At 74.4% G+C, this 14,891-nt stretch carries 13 protein-coding genes and 1 pseudogene; 6 read left to right on the top strand and 8 right to left on the bottom strand.

Annotated elements, in window-relative coordinates; translation table 11 throughout:
- Positions 1 to 37: 37 nt before the first annotated feature.
- Positions 38 to 543, top strand: a pseudogene (locus FHS37_RS21230) (GNAT family N-acetyltransferase).
- Positions 544 to 546: 3 nt separating this feature from the next.
- Here the strand turns inward: FHS37_RS21230 and FHS37_RS21225 are convergent.
- The 3 genes from FHS37_RS21225 to FHS37_RS21215 form a co-directional block, all read right to left on the bottom strand.
- Entirely contained in the window at positions 547 to 1,215 is a 669-nt protein-coding gene (locus tag FHS37_RS21225; protein WP_184823632.1) for a pyridoxal 5'-phosphate synthase, read from the bottom strand.
- 31 nt (positions 1,216 to 1,246) lie between these two features.
- On the bottom strand, positions 1,247 to 1,672 hold the full coding sequence (locus FHS37_RS21220) for a pyridoxamine 5'-phosphate oxidase family protein (protein ID WP_184823630.1): 426 nt from the start codon (positions 1,670 to 1,672) through the stop codon (positions 1,247 to 1,249).
- A gap of 122 nt (positions 1,673 to 1,794) precedes the next feature.
- On the bottom strand, positions 1,795 to 2,421 hold the full coding sequence (locus FHS37_RS21215) for a LysE family translocator (RefSeq protein ID WP_184823628.1): 627 nt from the start codon (positions 2,419 to 2,421) through the stop codon (positions 1,795 to 1,797).
- Between the two features lie 82 nt (positions 2,422 to 2,503).
- On the opposite strand from FHS37_RS21215, the gene FHS37_RS21210 reads away from it, so the two are divergent.
- Positions 2,504 to 2,956 (top strand): Lrp/AsnC family transcriptional regulator, encoded by a 453-nt coding sequence (locus FHS37_RS21210; protein WP_184823626.1) that lies wholly within the window; start codon positions 2,504 to 2,506, stop codon positions 2,954 to 2,956.
- 183 nt (positions 2,957 to 3,139) lie between these two features.
- On the opposite strand, the gene FHS37_RS21205 is transcribed toward FHS37_RS21210, so the two are convergent.
- Entirely contained in the window at positions 3,140 to 3,775 is a 636-nt protein-coding gene (locus tag FHS37_RS21205) for a TetR family transcriptional regulator (RefSeq protein ID WP_184824098.1), read from the bottom strand.
- Between the two features lie 134 nt (positions 3,776 to 3,909).
- On the opposite strand from FHS37_RS21205, the gene kbpA reads away from it, so the two are divergent.
- The 3 genes from kbpA (at position 3,910) to FHS37_RS21190 (ending at position 7,974) form a co-directional block, all read left to right on the top strand.
- Positions 3,910 to 4,650, top strand: coding sequence for an AfsK-binding protein KbpA (gene kbpA, locus FHS37_RS21200; RefSeq protein ID WP_184823624.1), 741 nt, complete (start codon positions 3,910 to 3,912; stop codon positions 4,648 to 4,650).
- Positions 4,651 to 4,858: 208 nt separating this feature from the next.
- Entirely contained in the window at positions 4,859 to 7,237 is a 2,379-nt protein-coding gene (afsK, locus tag FHS37_RS21195) for a protein serine/threonine kinase AfsK (RefSeq protein ID WP_184823622.1), read from the top strand.
- Between the two features lie 191 nt (positions 7,238 to 7,428).
- Positions 7,429 to 7,974 carry a hypothetical protein gene (locus FHS37_RS21190; RefSeq protein WP_184823620.1) on the top strand — a complete coding sequence of 182 codons (546 nt, stop codon included), beginning with the start codon at positions 7,429 to 7,431 and terminating at the stop codon, positions 7,972 to 7,974.
- A gap of 294 nt (positions 7,975 to 8,268) precedes the next feature.
- On the opposite strand, the gene afsS is transcribed toward FHS37_RS21190, so the two are convergent.
- From afsS to FHS37_RS21170, 4 genes are all read right to left on the bottom strand, one after another.
- Entirely contained in the window at positions 8,269 to 8,457 is a 189-nt protein-coding gene (gene afsS / locus FHS37_RS21185) for a regulatory protein AfsS (RefSeq protein ID WP_184823618.1), read from the bottom strand.
- A gap of 213 nt (positions 8,458 to 8,670) precedes the next feature.
- Positions 8,671 to 11,628, bottom strand: coding sequence for an SARP-family global regulator AfsR (gene afsR, locus FHS37_RS21180; RefSeq protein WP_184823616.1), 2,958 nt, complete (start codon positions 11,626 to 11,628; stop codon positions 8,671 to 8,673).
- A gap of 103 nt (positions 11,629 to 11,731) precedes the next feature.
- The gene (locus tag FHS37_RS21175) at positions 11,732 to 12,172 is read right to left on the bottom strand and encodes a nitroreductase/quinone reductase family protein (protein WP_184823614.1); all 441 of its coding nucleotides are present in this window, start codon (positions 12,170 to 12,172) and stop codon (positions 11,732 to 11,734) included.
- Between the two features lie 12 nt (positions 12,173 to 12,184).
- Complete coding sequence (locus FHS37_RS21170) at positions 12,185 to 13,726, bottom strand: CehA/McbA family metallohydrolase (RefSeq protein ID WP_184823612.1); 1,542 nt, start codon at positions 13,724 to 13,726, stop codon at positions 12,185 to 12,187.
- Between the two features lie 221 nt (positions 13,727 to 13,947).
- Here FHS37_RS21170 and FHS37_RS21165 point away from each other — a divergent pair, with 221 nt between their 5' ends.
- On the top strand, positions 13,948 to 14,847 hold the full coding sequence (locus tag FHS37_RS21165; RefSeq protein WP_184823610.1) for an LLM class F420-dependent oxidoreductase: 900 nt from the start codon (positions 13,948 to 13,950) through the stop codon (positions 14,845 to 14,847).
- Positions 14,848 to 14,891 lie beyond the last annotated feature (44 nt).

Genomic DNA, 14,891 nt, shown 5'->3' with positions numbered 1-14,891 from the left:
GATCACGTCTGCGGGGAGCGTGGGTCTGAATGTCCCCATGGCCCCCATACCCGAGCACGCCCGGCCCCGGCCCCGCCCCGAACTCCACGGCCACGGCCTGCGACCGAGCCCCTGGGACCCGGACTCCCGGGCCGACGCGGACGGCGCGGGGGCGTCCTTCCGGATCGCCGCCGCCGGCAGCGGTACGGCGCTGGGGCACATCGGCGTCAACGAGATCCACCCGGTGCTGCGGCGCGGCCTGATCGGCCACTGAGGGCTCCCGGAGGCGCGCGGCCGGGGGTGGCCACCCGGGCGCTGCTGCTCGCCGCGCACTGGGCCCTGACCGAACTCGGCCTGCGCCGCCTGGAGCTGGACCACGCCCTGGGGCACGAGGCGTCCTGCCGGGTCGCCGAGCGGTGCGGCTTCGGGTACGAGGGGACCACGCGCGGGGCGATCTTCGAGGCCGGCCGCCACGACGCCTTCCGCGACGCCCACCTGCACGCCCGTCTCGCGACGGACCCGGAGCCCGACCTCCCCGGCATCACGGGCCCAGTGGCTCCCTGACCCTCACGGCCACAGCAACTCCCTGACCCACTCCTCCCGTTGCCCCCGCCGGTAGCGCAGCCGTACGTGCCGGCGCCGCGCGTCGCCCTGGAAGAACTCCACCTCGTCCGGCCGGAGGCGGTACAGGGTCCAGGACGGCGCCGGGGTGTCCGGCTCCCGCCGCGCCCGCTCCCAGGCCCCTTCCGAGGCCCGGGCCAGCTCCTCCACCGAGCCGAGGACGGCGCTCTGCCGACCGGTCAGCGCGGCGGCCAGCGCCCCGGTGGAGCGGGCGTGCAGGTCGGCCTGCGCCTCCTCGGCCGGGGCGGTGCCGACGGGACCGCGCAGGCGCACCTGGCGGCCCAGCACCGGCCAGTAGAAGGCCAGCGCGGCGTGCGGGCGGGCGGCGAGGTGGCCGCCCTTGCGGCTGTGCGCGTGGGTCGCGAAGGACCAGCCGTCGGCGTCCGCGCCGTGCAGCATCACGATCCGCACGTCCGGCAGGCCGTCCGCGTCCGCCGTCGCCAGGGACATGGTGTGCGGCTCGCGCTGTCCGGCCGCCGCCGCCTCGGCCAGCCACCGCGTGAACAGCGGCAGCGGTTCGGCGGGCGCGGCGGCCGGGTCCAGTTCCGGCAGCTCGGTGACCTCCGGGTCCCAGACCCGCAGTGACCTCAGCAGTTCGTGGAGATCGGTGTCCATGCCCCGATTCTCGTGCGCGGGGCGGCCGTGCTCACACCGACCCGAGGTCGGACGACACCCAGCGCTCGGGCCGCATGCGGACGACGACCTGCTCGCCGTGGTTCTTCAGGGCGAACTCGACGTAGCCCTCGACCTTGTCGGCCGGGAGGTAGCGGGCGGAGATCTCCCGCAGGTGCTCGAGCGTGGCGGGGACGGTCTCCAGGACCGGCCCCTCGACGGACACGTACCGGATCGTGGGCTCGGTCCGGTCGATCATGAGCGAGAACCGCCCGGCCGCGCTGATCAGCCGGTTCTTGCGGGAGTCCAGGCCGGTCATGATCCACACGTCGCCGCCGGGCGCGTACTGGTACCAGATCGGCACGGTGAGCGGGGCGCGGCCCGGCCCCGCGTCGACCGCGAGCGCGGCGATGTGGGGCTCGGCCAGGAACTGTTCGCGCTCTTCGCGGCTCAGGGCCATGGGCGGTTTCCTCCTGCGACTGCGGTCGCGACACGGGTCTCGGGGCGTTCCGGGGCGGCCGCCCGGTGTGAGCGTCCGGTCGCCCACCGTGCACAACGACCGTCGCGCCCCCCGTGTTCCCCCTACAGCGTCGCCAACCGCTGCACCAGCAGGAACGCGCCGATCCCCAGCATCGCCGCCCCCGACGTCCGCACGACCGCGCGGGCCGCCGACGGGCGGGCGCCGAGGACGGCGCGGGCGGCGAGGCCGACGGACAGGTAGACGACGGCGCAGCACGCCATGTGCAGCAGGCCCAGGGCCACGGTCTGCGCCGGCACCGGCAGGCGCGCGCCGTCGCCCGTGACCAGGAACTGGGGCAGGACGGAGAGGTAGAGCAGCAGGCCCTTGGGGTTCAGACCGCTGATGGCGGCCCCGCGCCGGAAGGCCCGGGCGCCGCTCTCCCCGGCGGCGCCCCCGTCCGCGCCCGGGGTGCCGGGGCGGCGCAGCACGCCCCAGCCCAGCCGCACCAGGTACCCGGCCCCCACCACGGTCAGCACGGTGAGCAGCGCCGGGGAGCCCGCGACCAGGACCGCCAGCCCCGCCGCGGCGAGCGCCGTGTGCAGCGCGTACCCGGTCACCAGGCCCCCGACCGCCGCGCCCACCGACCGTCCCCGCAGCCCGGCCGAGATCGTGTACGCCCAGTCGGCACCCGGTACGCACACCAGCAGCAGGTCGAGGGCGAGGAAGGAGAGGAGGGTGGCGGTGTCCATGATGGCGAGATTAGGCGGGAACGAGCCGAATGTGTTCCCGGAGTTTCCCCGGTACCGCGCGTTTCGGGGCAGGATCTACCCCATGGACGACGTGGACCGGAAGATTCTTGCCGAGCTGCAGCAGGACGGGCGGCTGACCGTGACGGAGCTGGCCGCGCGGGTGCGGCTCAGCGTCTCGCCCTGTCACCGCAGGCTGCGGGAGCTGGAGCGGTCGGGTGCGATCAGCGGCTACCGGGCGGTGGTGGACCCGGCCGCCGTGGGGCTGGCCTTCGAGGCGCTGGTGTTCGTCTCCATGCGTCAGGAGGACCGGGAGACGGTCGTGGAGTTCGAGCGGGCGGTCAGCGAGGTGGAGGAGGTGCTGGAGGCGCAGCGGCTGTTCGGGGAGCCGGACTACCTGCTGCGGGTGGTCGCCGCCGACCTCGCCGCCTACCAGCGGCTCTACGACGAGCGCCTGGCCACGCTGCCGGGGGTGCAGCGGCTGACGTCCACGCTGGTGATGAAGCACGTGGTGAAGGACCGCCCGCTGCCCGCGTAGGTGGCGGATCCGCGGCGGATCACGGCGGACCCGCGGGCGTGACGGCCGCCGGCGCGGCAGGCGGTCCCGCGGCGTGCGGCGTCCGCCGCGCGGTCCCGGGACATACGACGGGCGGCGGCCCACCGGAGTGGACCGCCGCCCGTCGGACAGGACTGGGAAAGTCGAGGAGTGCGCCCCGGGCGCCTACTTCGCCGGCTTCTTGCCGGTGACGCCCAGGTGCACCAACAGCGCCAGGCTGGGCTTGAGTTCGGCCTGCTTGACGCCCCAGGAGGAGAAGCCCTTCTGGTGCGAGGCCGCGGCCGCGAGCATCGTGACCAGGGAACCGGCGATCGCCGCCGGGTTCACGTCTTTGTCGATCCGCCCCTTGGCCTGCAGCGCGGCGACGGAGTCCGCCAGGGAGTTGTTCACGGAGTTCAGGACCTTCATGCGGATCTTGTAGAAGCGCTTGTCGCCCTCGGCCGCCCCGAGGTCCACGACGCGCAGGATCGCGTCGTTCTTCCGCCAGAACTCCAGGAAACCGTCGACGAGTTCCTGCGCCGTCTGCCAGGCGGACTTGCCGGCCCAGGAGCGGCCCTCCAGGAGCTCGGCCAACCCGCCGCTCTCGGCGGCCGTTTGCTCGGCGAGCTCCAGGACGGCGCCCTCGACGTCCGGGAAGTACTGGTAGAAGGTCGCCGGGGAAGTCCCCGCCTTGCGCGCGACGTCGATGACCTTGACATCCCGGTAGGGGGACGAGCTGAGCATCTCGCTGAGGCAGTCGAGCAGCTTCTGCCGGGTCTCCTGCCCACGCCGGCCGGCCACGCGGCCGTCGACGGTACGCACTTGTCCTGTCATGTCGTCAGCTTACCGAGGGGCGGAGGGAGCGCGATTCGGCCGACTGCAAATGGGGTGCGCGGGTTCGAGGAGGCTGGTGTGCCTGGTCTGCGGGGTGCGGGCGACGCGGCTACTTTGGCGGCATGGCCGAAAACAGTGCACCGGAGTACACGGAGGGCACCCCGTGCTGGGCGGACGCGCAGCTGCCCGACGTGGAGGCGGGCAAGCGGTTCTACGGCGACCTCTTCGGGTGGACCTTCGAGGAGCGGCCCGGTCGGCACCGGGGGTCCCGGGGGGCCGTCCGGGCGCTGAAGGACGGTGAGCCCGTCGCCTCCCTCGCGCAGAAGACGGACGGGCGGCTGCCCACCGTGTGGACGGTGTCCTTCGCCACCCCGGACGCCGAGGCGCTGTGCGAGCGGATCCGCGCGGCCGGCGGTCAGGTCGTCTCCGCGCCGCTGCCGCTCGACGACCTGGGCGTCACCGCGCTCGTCACCGATCCCGAGGGCGCCGTCTTCGCCCTCTGGCAGTCCGCCGGCCACCCCGGCTTCGGCCGCCGTCACGAGCCGGGCAGCTTCGCCTGGGTCCAGCTCTACGCCCGGGACACCGAGGCGGCCAACGCCTTCTACGGGGGCCTCTTCCACGACGCCCTGTTCGGTCCGGGCGCCGACCCGCACTTCGGCCGCGCGCCGGTCTCCGACGTCTTCCCCGCCGAGATGCCGCCCCACTTCCTCGTCCACTTCGCCGTCGAGGACCCCGCGGCCACGATGGAGGAGGTGACCCGGCTCGGCGGCCGGGTCCAGGTCCCGCCCTTCGAGACGTCGTACGGCACGGCGGCCGTGGTCACCGACAATCAGGGGGCGTCCTTCGCGCTGCTGGGCCGCTGAACCGGCGCACCGGGCCGTCCGAGGGCCGCCGGTCCGCCGATTGTGTCGTATGTAAACCTGGACACCCTATTTGTCGGCCGGTTCGCAACCGGGGGCCCGGACAGGAAGAATCGGGGTGCGTGCCGCCACGGCGGTGCGGTGGTGAGACGCTGCACTTCGGTCGCGTGCACAGGTGGTGGCGCGACTCGTACGGGGAGGTGGCAGGCAAGTGGTGGATCAGCTGACGCAGCACGATCCGCGGCGTATCGGGCCGTTCGAGGTGCTGGGACGGCTGGGAGCCGGCGGCATGGGGCTGGTCTATCTCGCGCGCTCGGCGTCCGGGCGGCGCGTGGCGATCAAGACGGTCCGGACCGAACTGGCCGAGGACCAGCTGTTCCGCGTCCGCTTCACGCGCGAGGTGGAGGCGGCCCGCGCGGTCTCCGGTTTCTACACGGCGGCCGTCGTGGACGCCGACCCGCGTGCCGCCGTGCCGTGGCTGGCCACCGCGTACGTCCCCGCGCCCTCCCTCGAGGAGATAGTGAACGAGTGCGGCCCGCTGCCGGCCCAGGCGGTGCGCTGGCTCGCGGCCGGTGTCGCGGAGGCGCTCCAGTCGATCCACGGCGCCGGTCTCGTCCACCGCGACCTGAAACCCTCCAACGTCCTCGTCGTGGAGGACGGCCCCCGGGTGATCGACTTCGGCATCGCCTCCGGGGTGTCGAACACCCGTCTGACGATGACGAACGTCGCCGTCGGCACCCCCGCCTACATGTCCCCGGAGCAGGCCAAGGACTCCCGCAGCGTCACCGGCGCCAGCGACGTCTTCTCCCTCGGCTCCACCCTCGTCTTCGCCGCCACCGGCCACGCCCCCTTCCACGGCGCCAACCCGGTCGAGACGGTCTTCATGCTGCTGCGCGAGGGCCCGGACCTGGACGGCCTCCCGGACGAGCTGCGCCCGCTGATCGAGGCCTGCATGCAGATGGACGCCTCGGCCCGGCCCACCCCCGCCGACCTCCAGGCCCAGCTCGCCCCGCACCTGTTCGGCTCCGGCTCCGACGACAGCGGCACGGCCTCCGCCTGGCTGCCCGAGCGCGCGGTGGCGCTGATCGAGACCCGCCGGGGCGGCCGCCCGGCGCCCAAGCCGACCCACGGAGGGGGCCGCAGCGGCGGGGGCGCCGTCCGTCCCCACGTCCCGCCCCCGCCCCCGCACGACCCCGTCGTCCCGCCGCCGCCCCCGTCCGTGCCCGCGCCGGTGGGCGTGTCCGGGGGCGCCCCCGACACCGGCCCCGTGCGGCTGGCCGGCGTCCCGGTGCCCATCGGGCCCGGTCCGCGCGTCGCCGACGTCCGCGCCGCCGCCCTCAGGGCGACCCCGCCCGAGGCCGCCCTCACCGCCTCCTGGTCCAAGCCCCGCCCCGGCGTCAACGGCGCCGACCCCGCCGTACCGGCGCCCACGGCGCCCACCGTCCCGCCGGAGCACCCGACCGGCTGGCGGCCCTGGCGCTTCCGCATGTCCAACGACGTCTGGGGCACCCCGGCGGTGGACGGCGACCTCGTCTACGTCACCTCCTTCGAGGTGCACGCCCTCGACGTCGCCACCGGGCGCCGCCGCTTCAAGACCCGGGACGTCGCCTGGTCGATGGCGGTCGCCGACGGCCGTATCCACGCCTCCGACGGACCCACCCTCTACGCCCTGGAGGCCCGCGAGGGCGGTGACCTGTGGCGGCTGTCCACGGACGCCTGGGTGTACTCCCTCAAGGCCGACCGCGGCACCGTCGTCACCGGCACGCGCGGCGGCGGCGTCCAGGCCTGGGAGGCGTCCACCGGCCAGAGGCTGTGGGAGATCACCGGCTGCCAGACCGACTTCGAGTCCCCCGAGGCGGGCCCCGCCGTCCACGACGGCACCGTCTACGTCTGGCAGGACGCCCGCCTGCGCGCCCTCGACGCCCGCACCGGCGACGAGCGCTGGTCGTACCCCATCGGCGACGCGGCCTCCTGCGGCGGCGTCCCGGTCCGCCTCACCCAGGCCCCCGACGGCTACGTGTACGTCTCCGCCGGCACCCGGGTCCTCGCGCTCGACGTCGCCGGCGGCCACGTCCGCTGGCACTTCGAGGCCCCGGCGGTCTTCCTCTCCCCGCCCGCCTTCGTCCCCGGCCCGGCCGTCACCGGCGGCGGCGTCTACCTCGCCGACTACCTCGGCACCGTCTACGCCCTCGACGCCACCGACGGCCGCGACCGCTGGCGCATCGCCACCGAGTCCCGGGCCTCCGTCGAGCCGGTCCTGGTCGCCGCCGGCCACGTCCACGTCGGCAGCGGCAAGGGCCTCTACACCCTGGACGCGGTCACCGGCACCCCCAAGTGGCGCTTCCAGGCGGGCGGCGACATCGTGGGCGCCCCCGCGGTCGCCGAGGGCCGCATCCACTTCGGCTCCACGGACCACCTGCTCTACACGCTGAAGGCCGACGACGGCCGCCTGCGCTGGAAGCTGGCCACCGGCGGCGAGATCACCGGCTCCCCGGTCGTGCGGGACGGCATCGTCTACGCCTGCAGCAAGGACCGCTGCGTGTACGCCCTGGACGCGGAGAAGGGGACGGGGACGGCGCGGACGGCGTAGACCGGGGCCCGCCGCTCACCGGTCGGTGGTGCGGGACGGCCGTCGTGCCGGTACAACGGAAGGGGCCGGACGGCGGCCGTCGCTGCGGGGAGCGGTCCGTTCACCGCTCTCACCGCAGACGCTACGCCGCGTACGCGACGGTCGCCAGGCGGTGACATGCCCGTGACACGGAACTCGTTAGTCTGCCGGACATGGGATCTCGGGGGAACACACTCAAACTCACGGCGGTGGCGGCCCTGGTCGTCCTCACCCTCACCGGCTTCTCGACCGGCCGCGGCGGCGGTGGCAGCGGCGACGGCGACGGCGGAGGGGGCGGCTGCAGCAGCTCCAGCCAGAACCACGACTCGTCGTCGGGCTCGGGCAGCGGCTCCCACCAGGACGATGACGACGACTACGACTACGACGCCCCCGGCGTCGACGGCGGCGGTTCCGGCTCCGGTTCCGGCGGCGGGAACCGGTCCTCCCTGGAGGCCGCGACGGTGGAGCTGGTGAGCTGCGCCACCGAGGAGGCCCCCTACGCGACCGTCGAGGTCACCAACCCCAACGCGGTCGGGGGCACCTTCACCGTCACCGTCGACTTCCTGGGCACGGACGGCGACCGGGTCACCTCCGGGGACGAGCAGGTCGCCGTACCCGCGAACGACTCGGCGACCCTCCAGGTGCCCGTCGGCCGGAGCGACCACGCCGCACGGGTCGCCGACTGCGACCCCGACCCCCTCGCCCCGGGCGTCCGCTGAACCTCGCCGGTGCACCGGGGGGGCGACATGCCCGACCGGGACTCGCCGGTGACGGTGGGGGCCGCCCGCTTCCCGGCCGGTGCCGTGCTTCCGGCGCGGTGCGGGCCGGACGGCACGCAGGTCACGGCCGTACGACGACGGGGCCGAGGTTTCCCTCGGCCCCGTCGGTGTTCGGGCGAGGCGTCGGGGCACGGGGTTCCCGAGCGTCGTCACGACACCGTCCCGCGGACACACGTCGGCCGCGGCGGCTCCCCCTCCGCGCCGCCGCGGCCGATTCCCCGTGCGGGAAAAGGTCTACTTGCCGTCCAGGTCCAGCGCCGGCGGGGCAGGCATGGCGTTGTCCATCGTGGTGATGCCGCCTTCCTTGGCGGGCCCGCTGGGCATGGCGTTGTCGAGCGTGGTCACGGCCTCGTCCGTTGCCGGAGGCGCGGGCATGGCGTTGTCCTGCGTGGTCGCCTCTGCGTCCTTGTTCTTGTCGCTCACGTTTCGTTCCTTCGCTGCGGTGACGGGCGGTGGGGAACGCCCGTCCGGGTGCTCCCCCGCGGGCCACCGGACGGGCGTTCGGAGCCGCACGATACTGGCTGGGCCCCTGGTCACTCCGTCTGCCCCCCGACGCGACGGTGTGACAGGAAGAGCGTGCCTGGCTGAGATAAACGAACGCTGAACGCCTTGCACGGCGGGTCGGGAGGGGCAACGTCACGCGGCGTGTGTTGCCGACAGGAGGGACCGCACGTCGTGAGCTTCAGGCGCGCTGCACTGTTCGTAGAGGGCGAGTGCGTCCGACCAACATGCCCTGGCCCGGTCGACTTGACCCAGCGCGGAAAGCGCCCGCCCCAAGAGGGCCAAGACGTTGCCGCGCATGCGGTCGCCACCGATGCATCCCAGAGCCAGGGCCTGTTCCGCGTACTGGGCGGCGTTGGCGTGCCGACGGGCTGCCAAGTGCACCTCGGCGATCCGGAAGTTGGTTGTCCCCTGCCAGAGACGCTGACGGTGTTCTTCGAAGATGTGCAGGGCATCGGCGAACTGGCTGAGTGCTTCGTTGTACCGGTCGGCCTGGGTCAAGGCGATGCCCAACGTGAAGTGGCCGTTGGCGAGACGCATCGTCCGGCCGATGTCCAGGTGCGCGGCAAGTCCGTAGTGGGCGATCGCCACCGCCTTCTCGACGTTGCCCATGCCCAAGTGCGCGCGGGAGAGGTTGGACAGGCTGAGCGCTTCCCCCGCGCGGTTACCTGCGGCTCGGTAGCCCTCTATGGCCTGCTCCAGGAAGGTCCTTCCATCCGCGTACCGGCCCTGGTGCAAGGAGATGAGGCCCCGGTCGTTGGCGACCCAGCTGGCTGCGGTCGCGTCGTGTGATGCCTCTGCGAGGGACATGGCCAGATCCGCCTGCTCAGCGGCCTGCTGGATTCGTCCGGAGACCAAAAGCGCGTTGGTGAGGGTGGTTCGCGCCCTGCCCTCTGCGCGTGTGTCCCCGCCGTCCCGCGTGGCTACGCACATGGCCCTGGCCGTCGTTTCGTACTGGTGGCAGTTGGCGCCGGATTCGGCCAGGTCCTTCGCCGCCCACAACAAGTCCACTCCCCGGCGCAGTCGGTCCGTCCCGGCGGCCTGTCGGACAGCGGCCAGCAGCGGGGAGGCCTCGGTGTACAGCCAGTCCAGGGCTGCCGAGCCATCGGTGAAGGCCAGCCCGGGATGCGCCGTCGGCTCCAGGCCGTCCACCAACCGGTCCCCCGGCCGCTCGATCGCGTACACCCCCGCCGCCGTGGCCAGGTAGAAGTCCAGCAACCGCGAGAGCGCCGCCTCCCGTTCGCCCGGTGGCTGTTCGTCCCGTTCCGCGCACGCACGCGCGTAGAGCCGCACCAGGTCGTGGAAGCGGTAGCGGCCCGGGGCCGCCGACTCGAGGAGGGAGGTGTCGACCAGGGACTCCAGCAGGTCCTCGGTGTCCTCCAGCGGCAGGTCCAGGACCGCCGCCGCGGCCGCGAGGGAGATGTCCGGGCCGTCCGCCAGGCCGAGGAGGCGGAAGGCGCGGGCCTGGGCCGGTTCCAGCTGGCCGTAGCCCAGTTCGAAGGTGGCCTTGACCGCGAGGTCGCCGGCCTGGAGTTCGTCCAGGCGGCGGCGCTCGTCGGCCAGCTTGGCCGCCAGGACCGAGACCGTCCAGGTGCGGCGCGCCGCCAGGCGGGACGCCGCGATGCGGATCGCCAGCGGGAGGAAGCCGCAGGCCCCCACCACGTCCAGGGCCGCCTCGCGTTCCGAGGCGACGCGCTCCTCGCCGACGATCTTCGTGAACAGCGCCAGCGCCTCGTCCGGCGACATCACGTCCAGGTCGATCAGGTGGGCGCCGGCCAGGCCGACCATCCGGACCCGGGAGGTCACCAGCGCCGCGCAGCCCGGCGTGCCGGGGAGCAGCGGGCGCACCTGCGCCGCGTCGCGGGCGTTGTCCAGCAGCACCAGGACCCGTCGGCCGTCCAGGACCGAGCGGTACAGGGCCGCCCGTTCCGCCAGGGAGTCCGGGATCGCCGAGTCGGCCGTGCCGAGGGCGCGCAGGAAGGAGCCGAGGACCGTCTCCGGTTCCGCCGCCCGCGCGCCCGCGCCCTGGAGGTCGACGTACAACTGGCCGTCGGGGAAGGCGGGCCGCGCCTCGTGGGCCACGTGCACCGCCAGGGTCGTCTTGCCGACGCCGCCGATGCCGGCCAGCGCGGACACCGCCATCACCCGGCCCTCGGCACCGGACGCCGACGCCAGCACCTCGCCCAGTTCCCGTACGAAGGACGAGCGGCCGGTGAAGTCCGGCACCGTCGCCGGGAGCTGGGCCGGGCGCACCGGCACCACGACCGACTCCGCCACCGGTGCCGACGGCTCCGCCAGGCCCGGGTCGGCCCGGAGGATGCGCTGCTGGAGCTCCTGCAGGTCCGGGCGCGGGTCGACGCCGAGTTCGTCGGCGAGGAGGCGGCGGGTGTCCGCGTACACCGCCAGGGCCTCCGCCTGGCGGCCGCTGCGGTAGAGGGCGAGCATCAGCAGCTCGCGCAGCCGCTCGCGCAACGGATGCGCCGCGGTCAGTGCCGTCAGCTCCGAGACCGCCTCCGCGTGGCAGCCCTGTTCCAGGTCCATGTCCAGGCGGGACTCGAGGAGTTGGAGCCGCCATTCCTCCAGGCGGACCCGTTGGGCCTCCGCGTACGGGCCCGGCACGCCGGCCAGCGTCTCGCCGTCCCACAGGGACAGGGCCCGGTCCAGCACCCCACGGGCGTGGCACAGGTCCCCGGTGTTCCGGGCCTTCTCCGCCTCCGCGGCCAGTTCCTGCGCCGCCGCCAGGTCCAGCGCGCCCTCGCCGAGCCCGCGCACCGCGTACCCGCCGGACTCGCTGACCAGGACCCCGGCGTCCAGCACCTTCCGCAGCCGGGAGGCGTACGTGCGGACCGCCGCCAGCGCCTGCTGGGGCGGCTCCTCGCCCCACAGGGCGTCGATCAGCTCGGCCGCCGTGGCCGTACGGCCCTCGCGCAGCAACAGGGCGGCGAGCAGGGCGCGTTGCTGAGGGCTGCCGGTGCTGACCGGCTCGTCGTCGCGCCAGGCGCGCACCGGACCGAGCACGCTGAAGCGCAACGCCGCGGACTCCGCCGGGGAGCCGGGGCGCCGCTGCTCCGGTACTCGCGGTACACCGTCCATGCAGTAGTCCCCCTATGCATCCTGAGCAACTACGCCAGTTTGCCTTGTTCACGCCGGATGCGTCAGCCGTGCGAGGCGGCGGTCACACGGGTGCGCAGGGACTTCACGGGACCCGCACGGCTTCTGCGCCGGGTCGGTCGTCCAGATCCACCCGCACCGTCAGCAGCCCCGCCCCGAAGGCCCGCACGGCGGCGCTGTTGAGGCGGGGCAGGGTGCGCAGCCGGGCGACGGGGTCGTCGTCGGGCAGGAGGTGGGCGGTGCCGGTGTGCCAGCGGCCCCGGACGCGCACCCGCACCCGGGGGTCCGCCTGGATGTTGCGGACGTACTGGGACCGCTCGCCGAACTCCGAGACCAGCCAGAAGGAGTCCCCGACCCGCCGCCCGCCCACCGGGGTCCGGCGGGGCAGGCCGGAGACCCGGCCCGTGGTCTCCAGGAGGGTCTGGAGGGGCAGCCGGCGCAGGACGGGGTTGATCCGGCGCTGGAAGGCGGTGGCGGTCCGGTACTTGCGTTCGGCGCGAGAGGCCCGCGGGGTCCCAGAAGTCATGGTGCGGTGAGCCTACCGGCGGCCGAGGAAGACGGGGTTGGTGAATCCGGCCATGGCCCCGGGCAGCGGCCCCGCGGCCGTCTCGTGCCGCACCTCGGCGCGTACGTAGGCGGCGTACGACGGGGTGGTCCGCCACTCCACCACCCCCGACCCGGACACCGGCAGCGGGGCGCCGGTGTGCAGCACGCCCTGGTCGGTGACGAGGCGGACCGTGCAGCGCGGGGCGCCGGCGACCTCCAGGCGGACGGTGACCGGGGTGTCCCGGTCCACCCGGAGCCGTTCGCCGATCCCGGCGTGTTCGCCGCGCCCGCCGGACGCGGTGAAGGAGAGGGAGACCCTGCCGGACTCGACGACGTAGGAGCGCCCCGCGCGGATGCCGTCCAGCACGGCCTGCCGGGTCAGGCCGTCGGCGAGGACGACCGTCTGCGGGAGCCCGACGACGTCCGGGGCGCGGTGGGCGTCGCTGCCGCCCATGGCCGGGATCCAGCCGCGTCCGTCCCGGTCCTCCCGCTCGTCCCGCACCGACGCGACCAGCGTGCCGTCCCAGTCGGCGAGCGCCACCTCGTCGTCGGGCGTCCAGGGTCCGTTCCACACCTCCACGGCGTCCGCCTCGCCGAAGCCGAACTTCCAGGCGCAGCCGATGCAGGTGGCGTGCGGGTGGGCGGGGACGACCAGGCCGCCGGCGCGGCGGATCCGCCGGGCGGACCGGCCGAAGCGGTCGTCGCGGGCGCGGTAGCGCCAGTCGACGAAGGTGCCGGGGTCGGTGCCGATCGCCACGACGTGCCCGTTGCGCGTGGTGACCTCCTCGCCCAGCAGCACCAGCAGGTCGTCCCCGGCCGCCTCCGCCCAATGGGCGTGCGCCGCGTGCGTGTTGTGCTCGGAGCTGTTGATGAAGTCCAGCCCGGCCGCGCGGGCGAGCGCGGCGATCTCGGCGGGGGTGCGGCGGCCGTCGGAGTGCCAGGAGTGCAGGTGGCAGTCGCCCCGGTACCAGGCCCGTCCGCGCCCCTCGGCCCGCTCGGGCGGGTACACGGGCCGCACCGGCTCGCCGGGCTCGCCGTACGTCAGCGTGACGGTGATCTCGTACGACAGGCCCTGCGGGGCCACGGTGTACGGGCCCAGCGCGATGTGCCAGGTGCCCGCGCGCACCGGGCCGGGGAGGTAGCCCGGGGTGGCGTCGTCCGCGCGGAGGAAGAACTCGCTGCGGGCCCCGCCCGACCAGCCGCGGAAGCCCCGGCCGCCCAACTCGGTGCCGCGCTCGTCGAAGACGCCGATGTCGAGGGCGTTGCCGGGGGTGCCGGCCGGCACGGGGGGTCTGTCGTAGGTGTAGGAGACCCTGATCTCCCGCACGCCGTCCGGCACGTCGACGGGGACGTACACGAAGTCGGGGGAGCCCGGCGGGAGGGTGCCGCGCACCGTCCTCGTCTCCCGGCCGTCCTCCCGGCCGTCACCGTCCGCCGCGGAAGCGAAGCTCACGCCTCCCACCGTAAGCGCGGCGGCGGCGCCCGTCAGGAAGACGGCGCGCCGTCCGATCCGGGTCCCGTGTTCCTCGCACATGCTGCTGCTCCCAGGGTGTCGTGTGGTGACAGGGCTCGGGCGGTGCTGTGTGCAGGGGTGGTGCGGGTGCCACCTTTGTATGCGGCGGTGAACTCCCTTGTAAGGGAAGGGGATCAGCAGATTTCGAGGGGCTCCTCCAGTCAATGCCGACCGGTCGGTATGGACAGATGGGGTGGGCGGCGGTATTGATGGGTCCGTCGTCCGCGTACGAAAGGCCGCCCATGCGCATCGCCGTCACGATCTTCCTCACCGACGAGACGATCACCCCGACCCGGCTCGCACGTGAGCTGGAGCAGCGGGGGTTCGCCGGGCTCTACCTGCCCGAGCACACGCACATCCCCGTCGAGCGGACCAGCCCGTACCCGGCGGGCGGGGAGCTGCCCCGGGAGTACGGCCGCACCCTGGACCCCTTCGTCGCGCTCGGGCAGGCCGCGGCCGTCACCGAGCGGCTCGGGATCGGCACCGGCATCACGCTCGCCGCGCAGCACGACCCGATCGACCTGGCCAAGCAGGTCGCCACCCTGGACCACCTCTCCGGCGGCCGGTTCACGCTCGGGCTCGGCTTCGGCTGGAACGTCGAGGAGGCCGCCGACCACGGGGTGCAGTGGCGTACCCGGCGCGAGCTGGTCCGGGACCGGATGGGCCTGATGCGGGCGCTGTGGACGGAGGAACCGACCGCGTACGAGGGCGAGTTCGGCAGCGTCCGGGCCAGCTTCGCGTACCCCAAGCCGGTGCAGAAACCGCGCGGCCCGGTGGTCGGCCCGCGCACGCTGGTCGGCGGGGCGGCCGGGCCGAAGCTGTTCGCGCACATCTGCGAGTACGCCGACGGCTGGCTGCCCATCGGCGGGCGCGGCCTGTCCGAGTCGCTGCCCGTGCTGCGCACCGCCTGGGCCGACGCGGGCCGCGACCCGGCCGCGCTCCAGGTCGTGCCGTACGCCGTCCACCCCTCCCCGGGCAAGCTCGCCCACTACGCCGGGCTCGGCGTCGAGGAGGTCGTGGTGCAGTTGCCGCCGGCGGGGGAGGCGGAGGTGCTGCGGGCGCTGGACGCGTACCAGCCGTTCGTCGACGGCGGGACGACCGGCGGCGGTGCGGCCGGCGGCGGTGCGGCCGACGGCGGCTGAGCGACGGCCGCTGGGCCCCGGGCCCGAGGCGGGCCCCGGGTCCC

Origin of the sequence: Streptomyces griseomycini, assembly GCF_014203535.1 — a bacterium.
Classification (GTDB): Bacteria; Actinomycetota; Actinomycetes; order Streptomycetales; family Streptomycetaceae; genus Streptomyces; species Streptomyces griseomycini.
Note: the sequence above shows the minus strand (reverse complement) of the source record. Positions and strands in the feature narration are given on the sequence as shown.

What these genes read in the sequence shown, in the direction of transcription:
- FHS37_RS21210 (WP_184823626.1), top strand. Translation starts at nt 2,504, where the DNA reads ATGGACGACGTGGACCGGAAGATTCTTGCCGAGCTGCAGCAGGACGGG.
- FHS37_RS21220 (WP_184823630.1), bottom strand. Translation starts at nt 1,672, where the DNA reads ATGGCCCTGAGCCGCGAAGAGCGCGAACAGTTCCTGGCCGAGCCCCAC.
- FHS37_RS21190 (WP_184823620.1), top strand. Translation starts at nt 7,429, where the DNA reads ATGGGATCTCGGGGGAACACACTCAAACTCACGGCGGTGGCGGCCCTG.
- FHS37_RS21215 (WP_184823628.1), bottom strand. Translation starts at nt 2,421, where the DNA reads ATGGACACCGCCACCCTCCTCTCCTTCCTCGCCCTCGACCTGCTGCTG.
- afsR (WP_184823616.1), bottom strand. Translation starts at nt 11,628, where the DNA reads ATGGACGGTGTACCGCGAGTACCGGAGCAGCGGCGCCCCGGCTCCCCG.
- FHS37_RS21175 (WP_184823614.1), bottom strand. Translation starts at nt 12,172, where the DNA reads ATGACTTCTGGGACCCCGCGGGCCTCTCGCGCCGAACGCAAGTACCGG.
- FHS37_RS21165 (WP_184823610.1), top strand. Translation starts at nt 13,948, where the DNA reads ATGCGCATCGCCGTCACGATCTTCCTCACCGACGAGACGATCACCCCG.
- FHS37_RS21225 (WP_184823632.1), bottom strand. Translation starts at nt 1,215, where the DNA reads ATGGACACCGATCTCCACGAACTGCTGAGGTCACTGCGGGTCTGGGAC.
- FHS37_RS21170 (WP_184823612.1), bottom strand. Translation starts at nt 13,726, where the DNA reads ATGTGCGAGGAACACGGGACCCGGATCGGACGGCGCGCCGTCTTCCTG.
- kbpA (WP_184823624.1), top strand. Translation starts at nt 3,910, where the DNA reads ATGGCCGAAAACAGTGCACCGGAGTACACGGAGGGCACCCCGTGCTGG.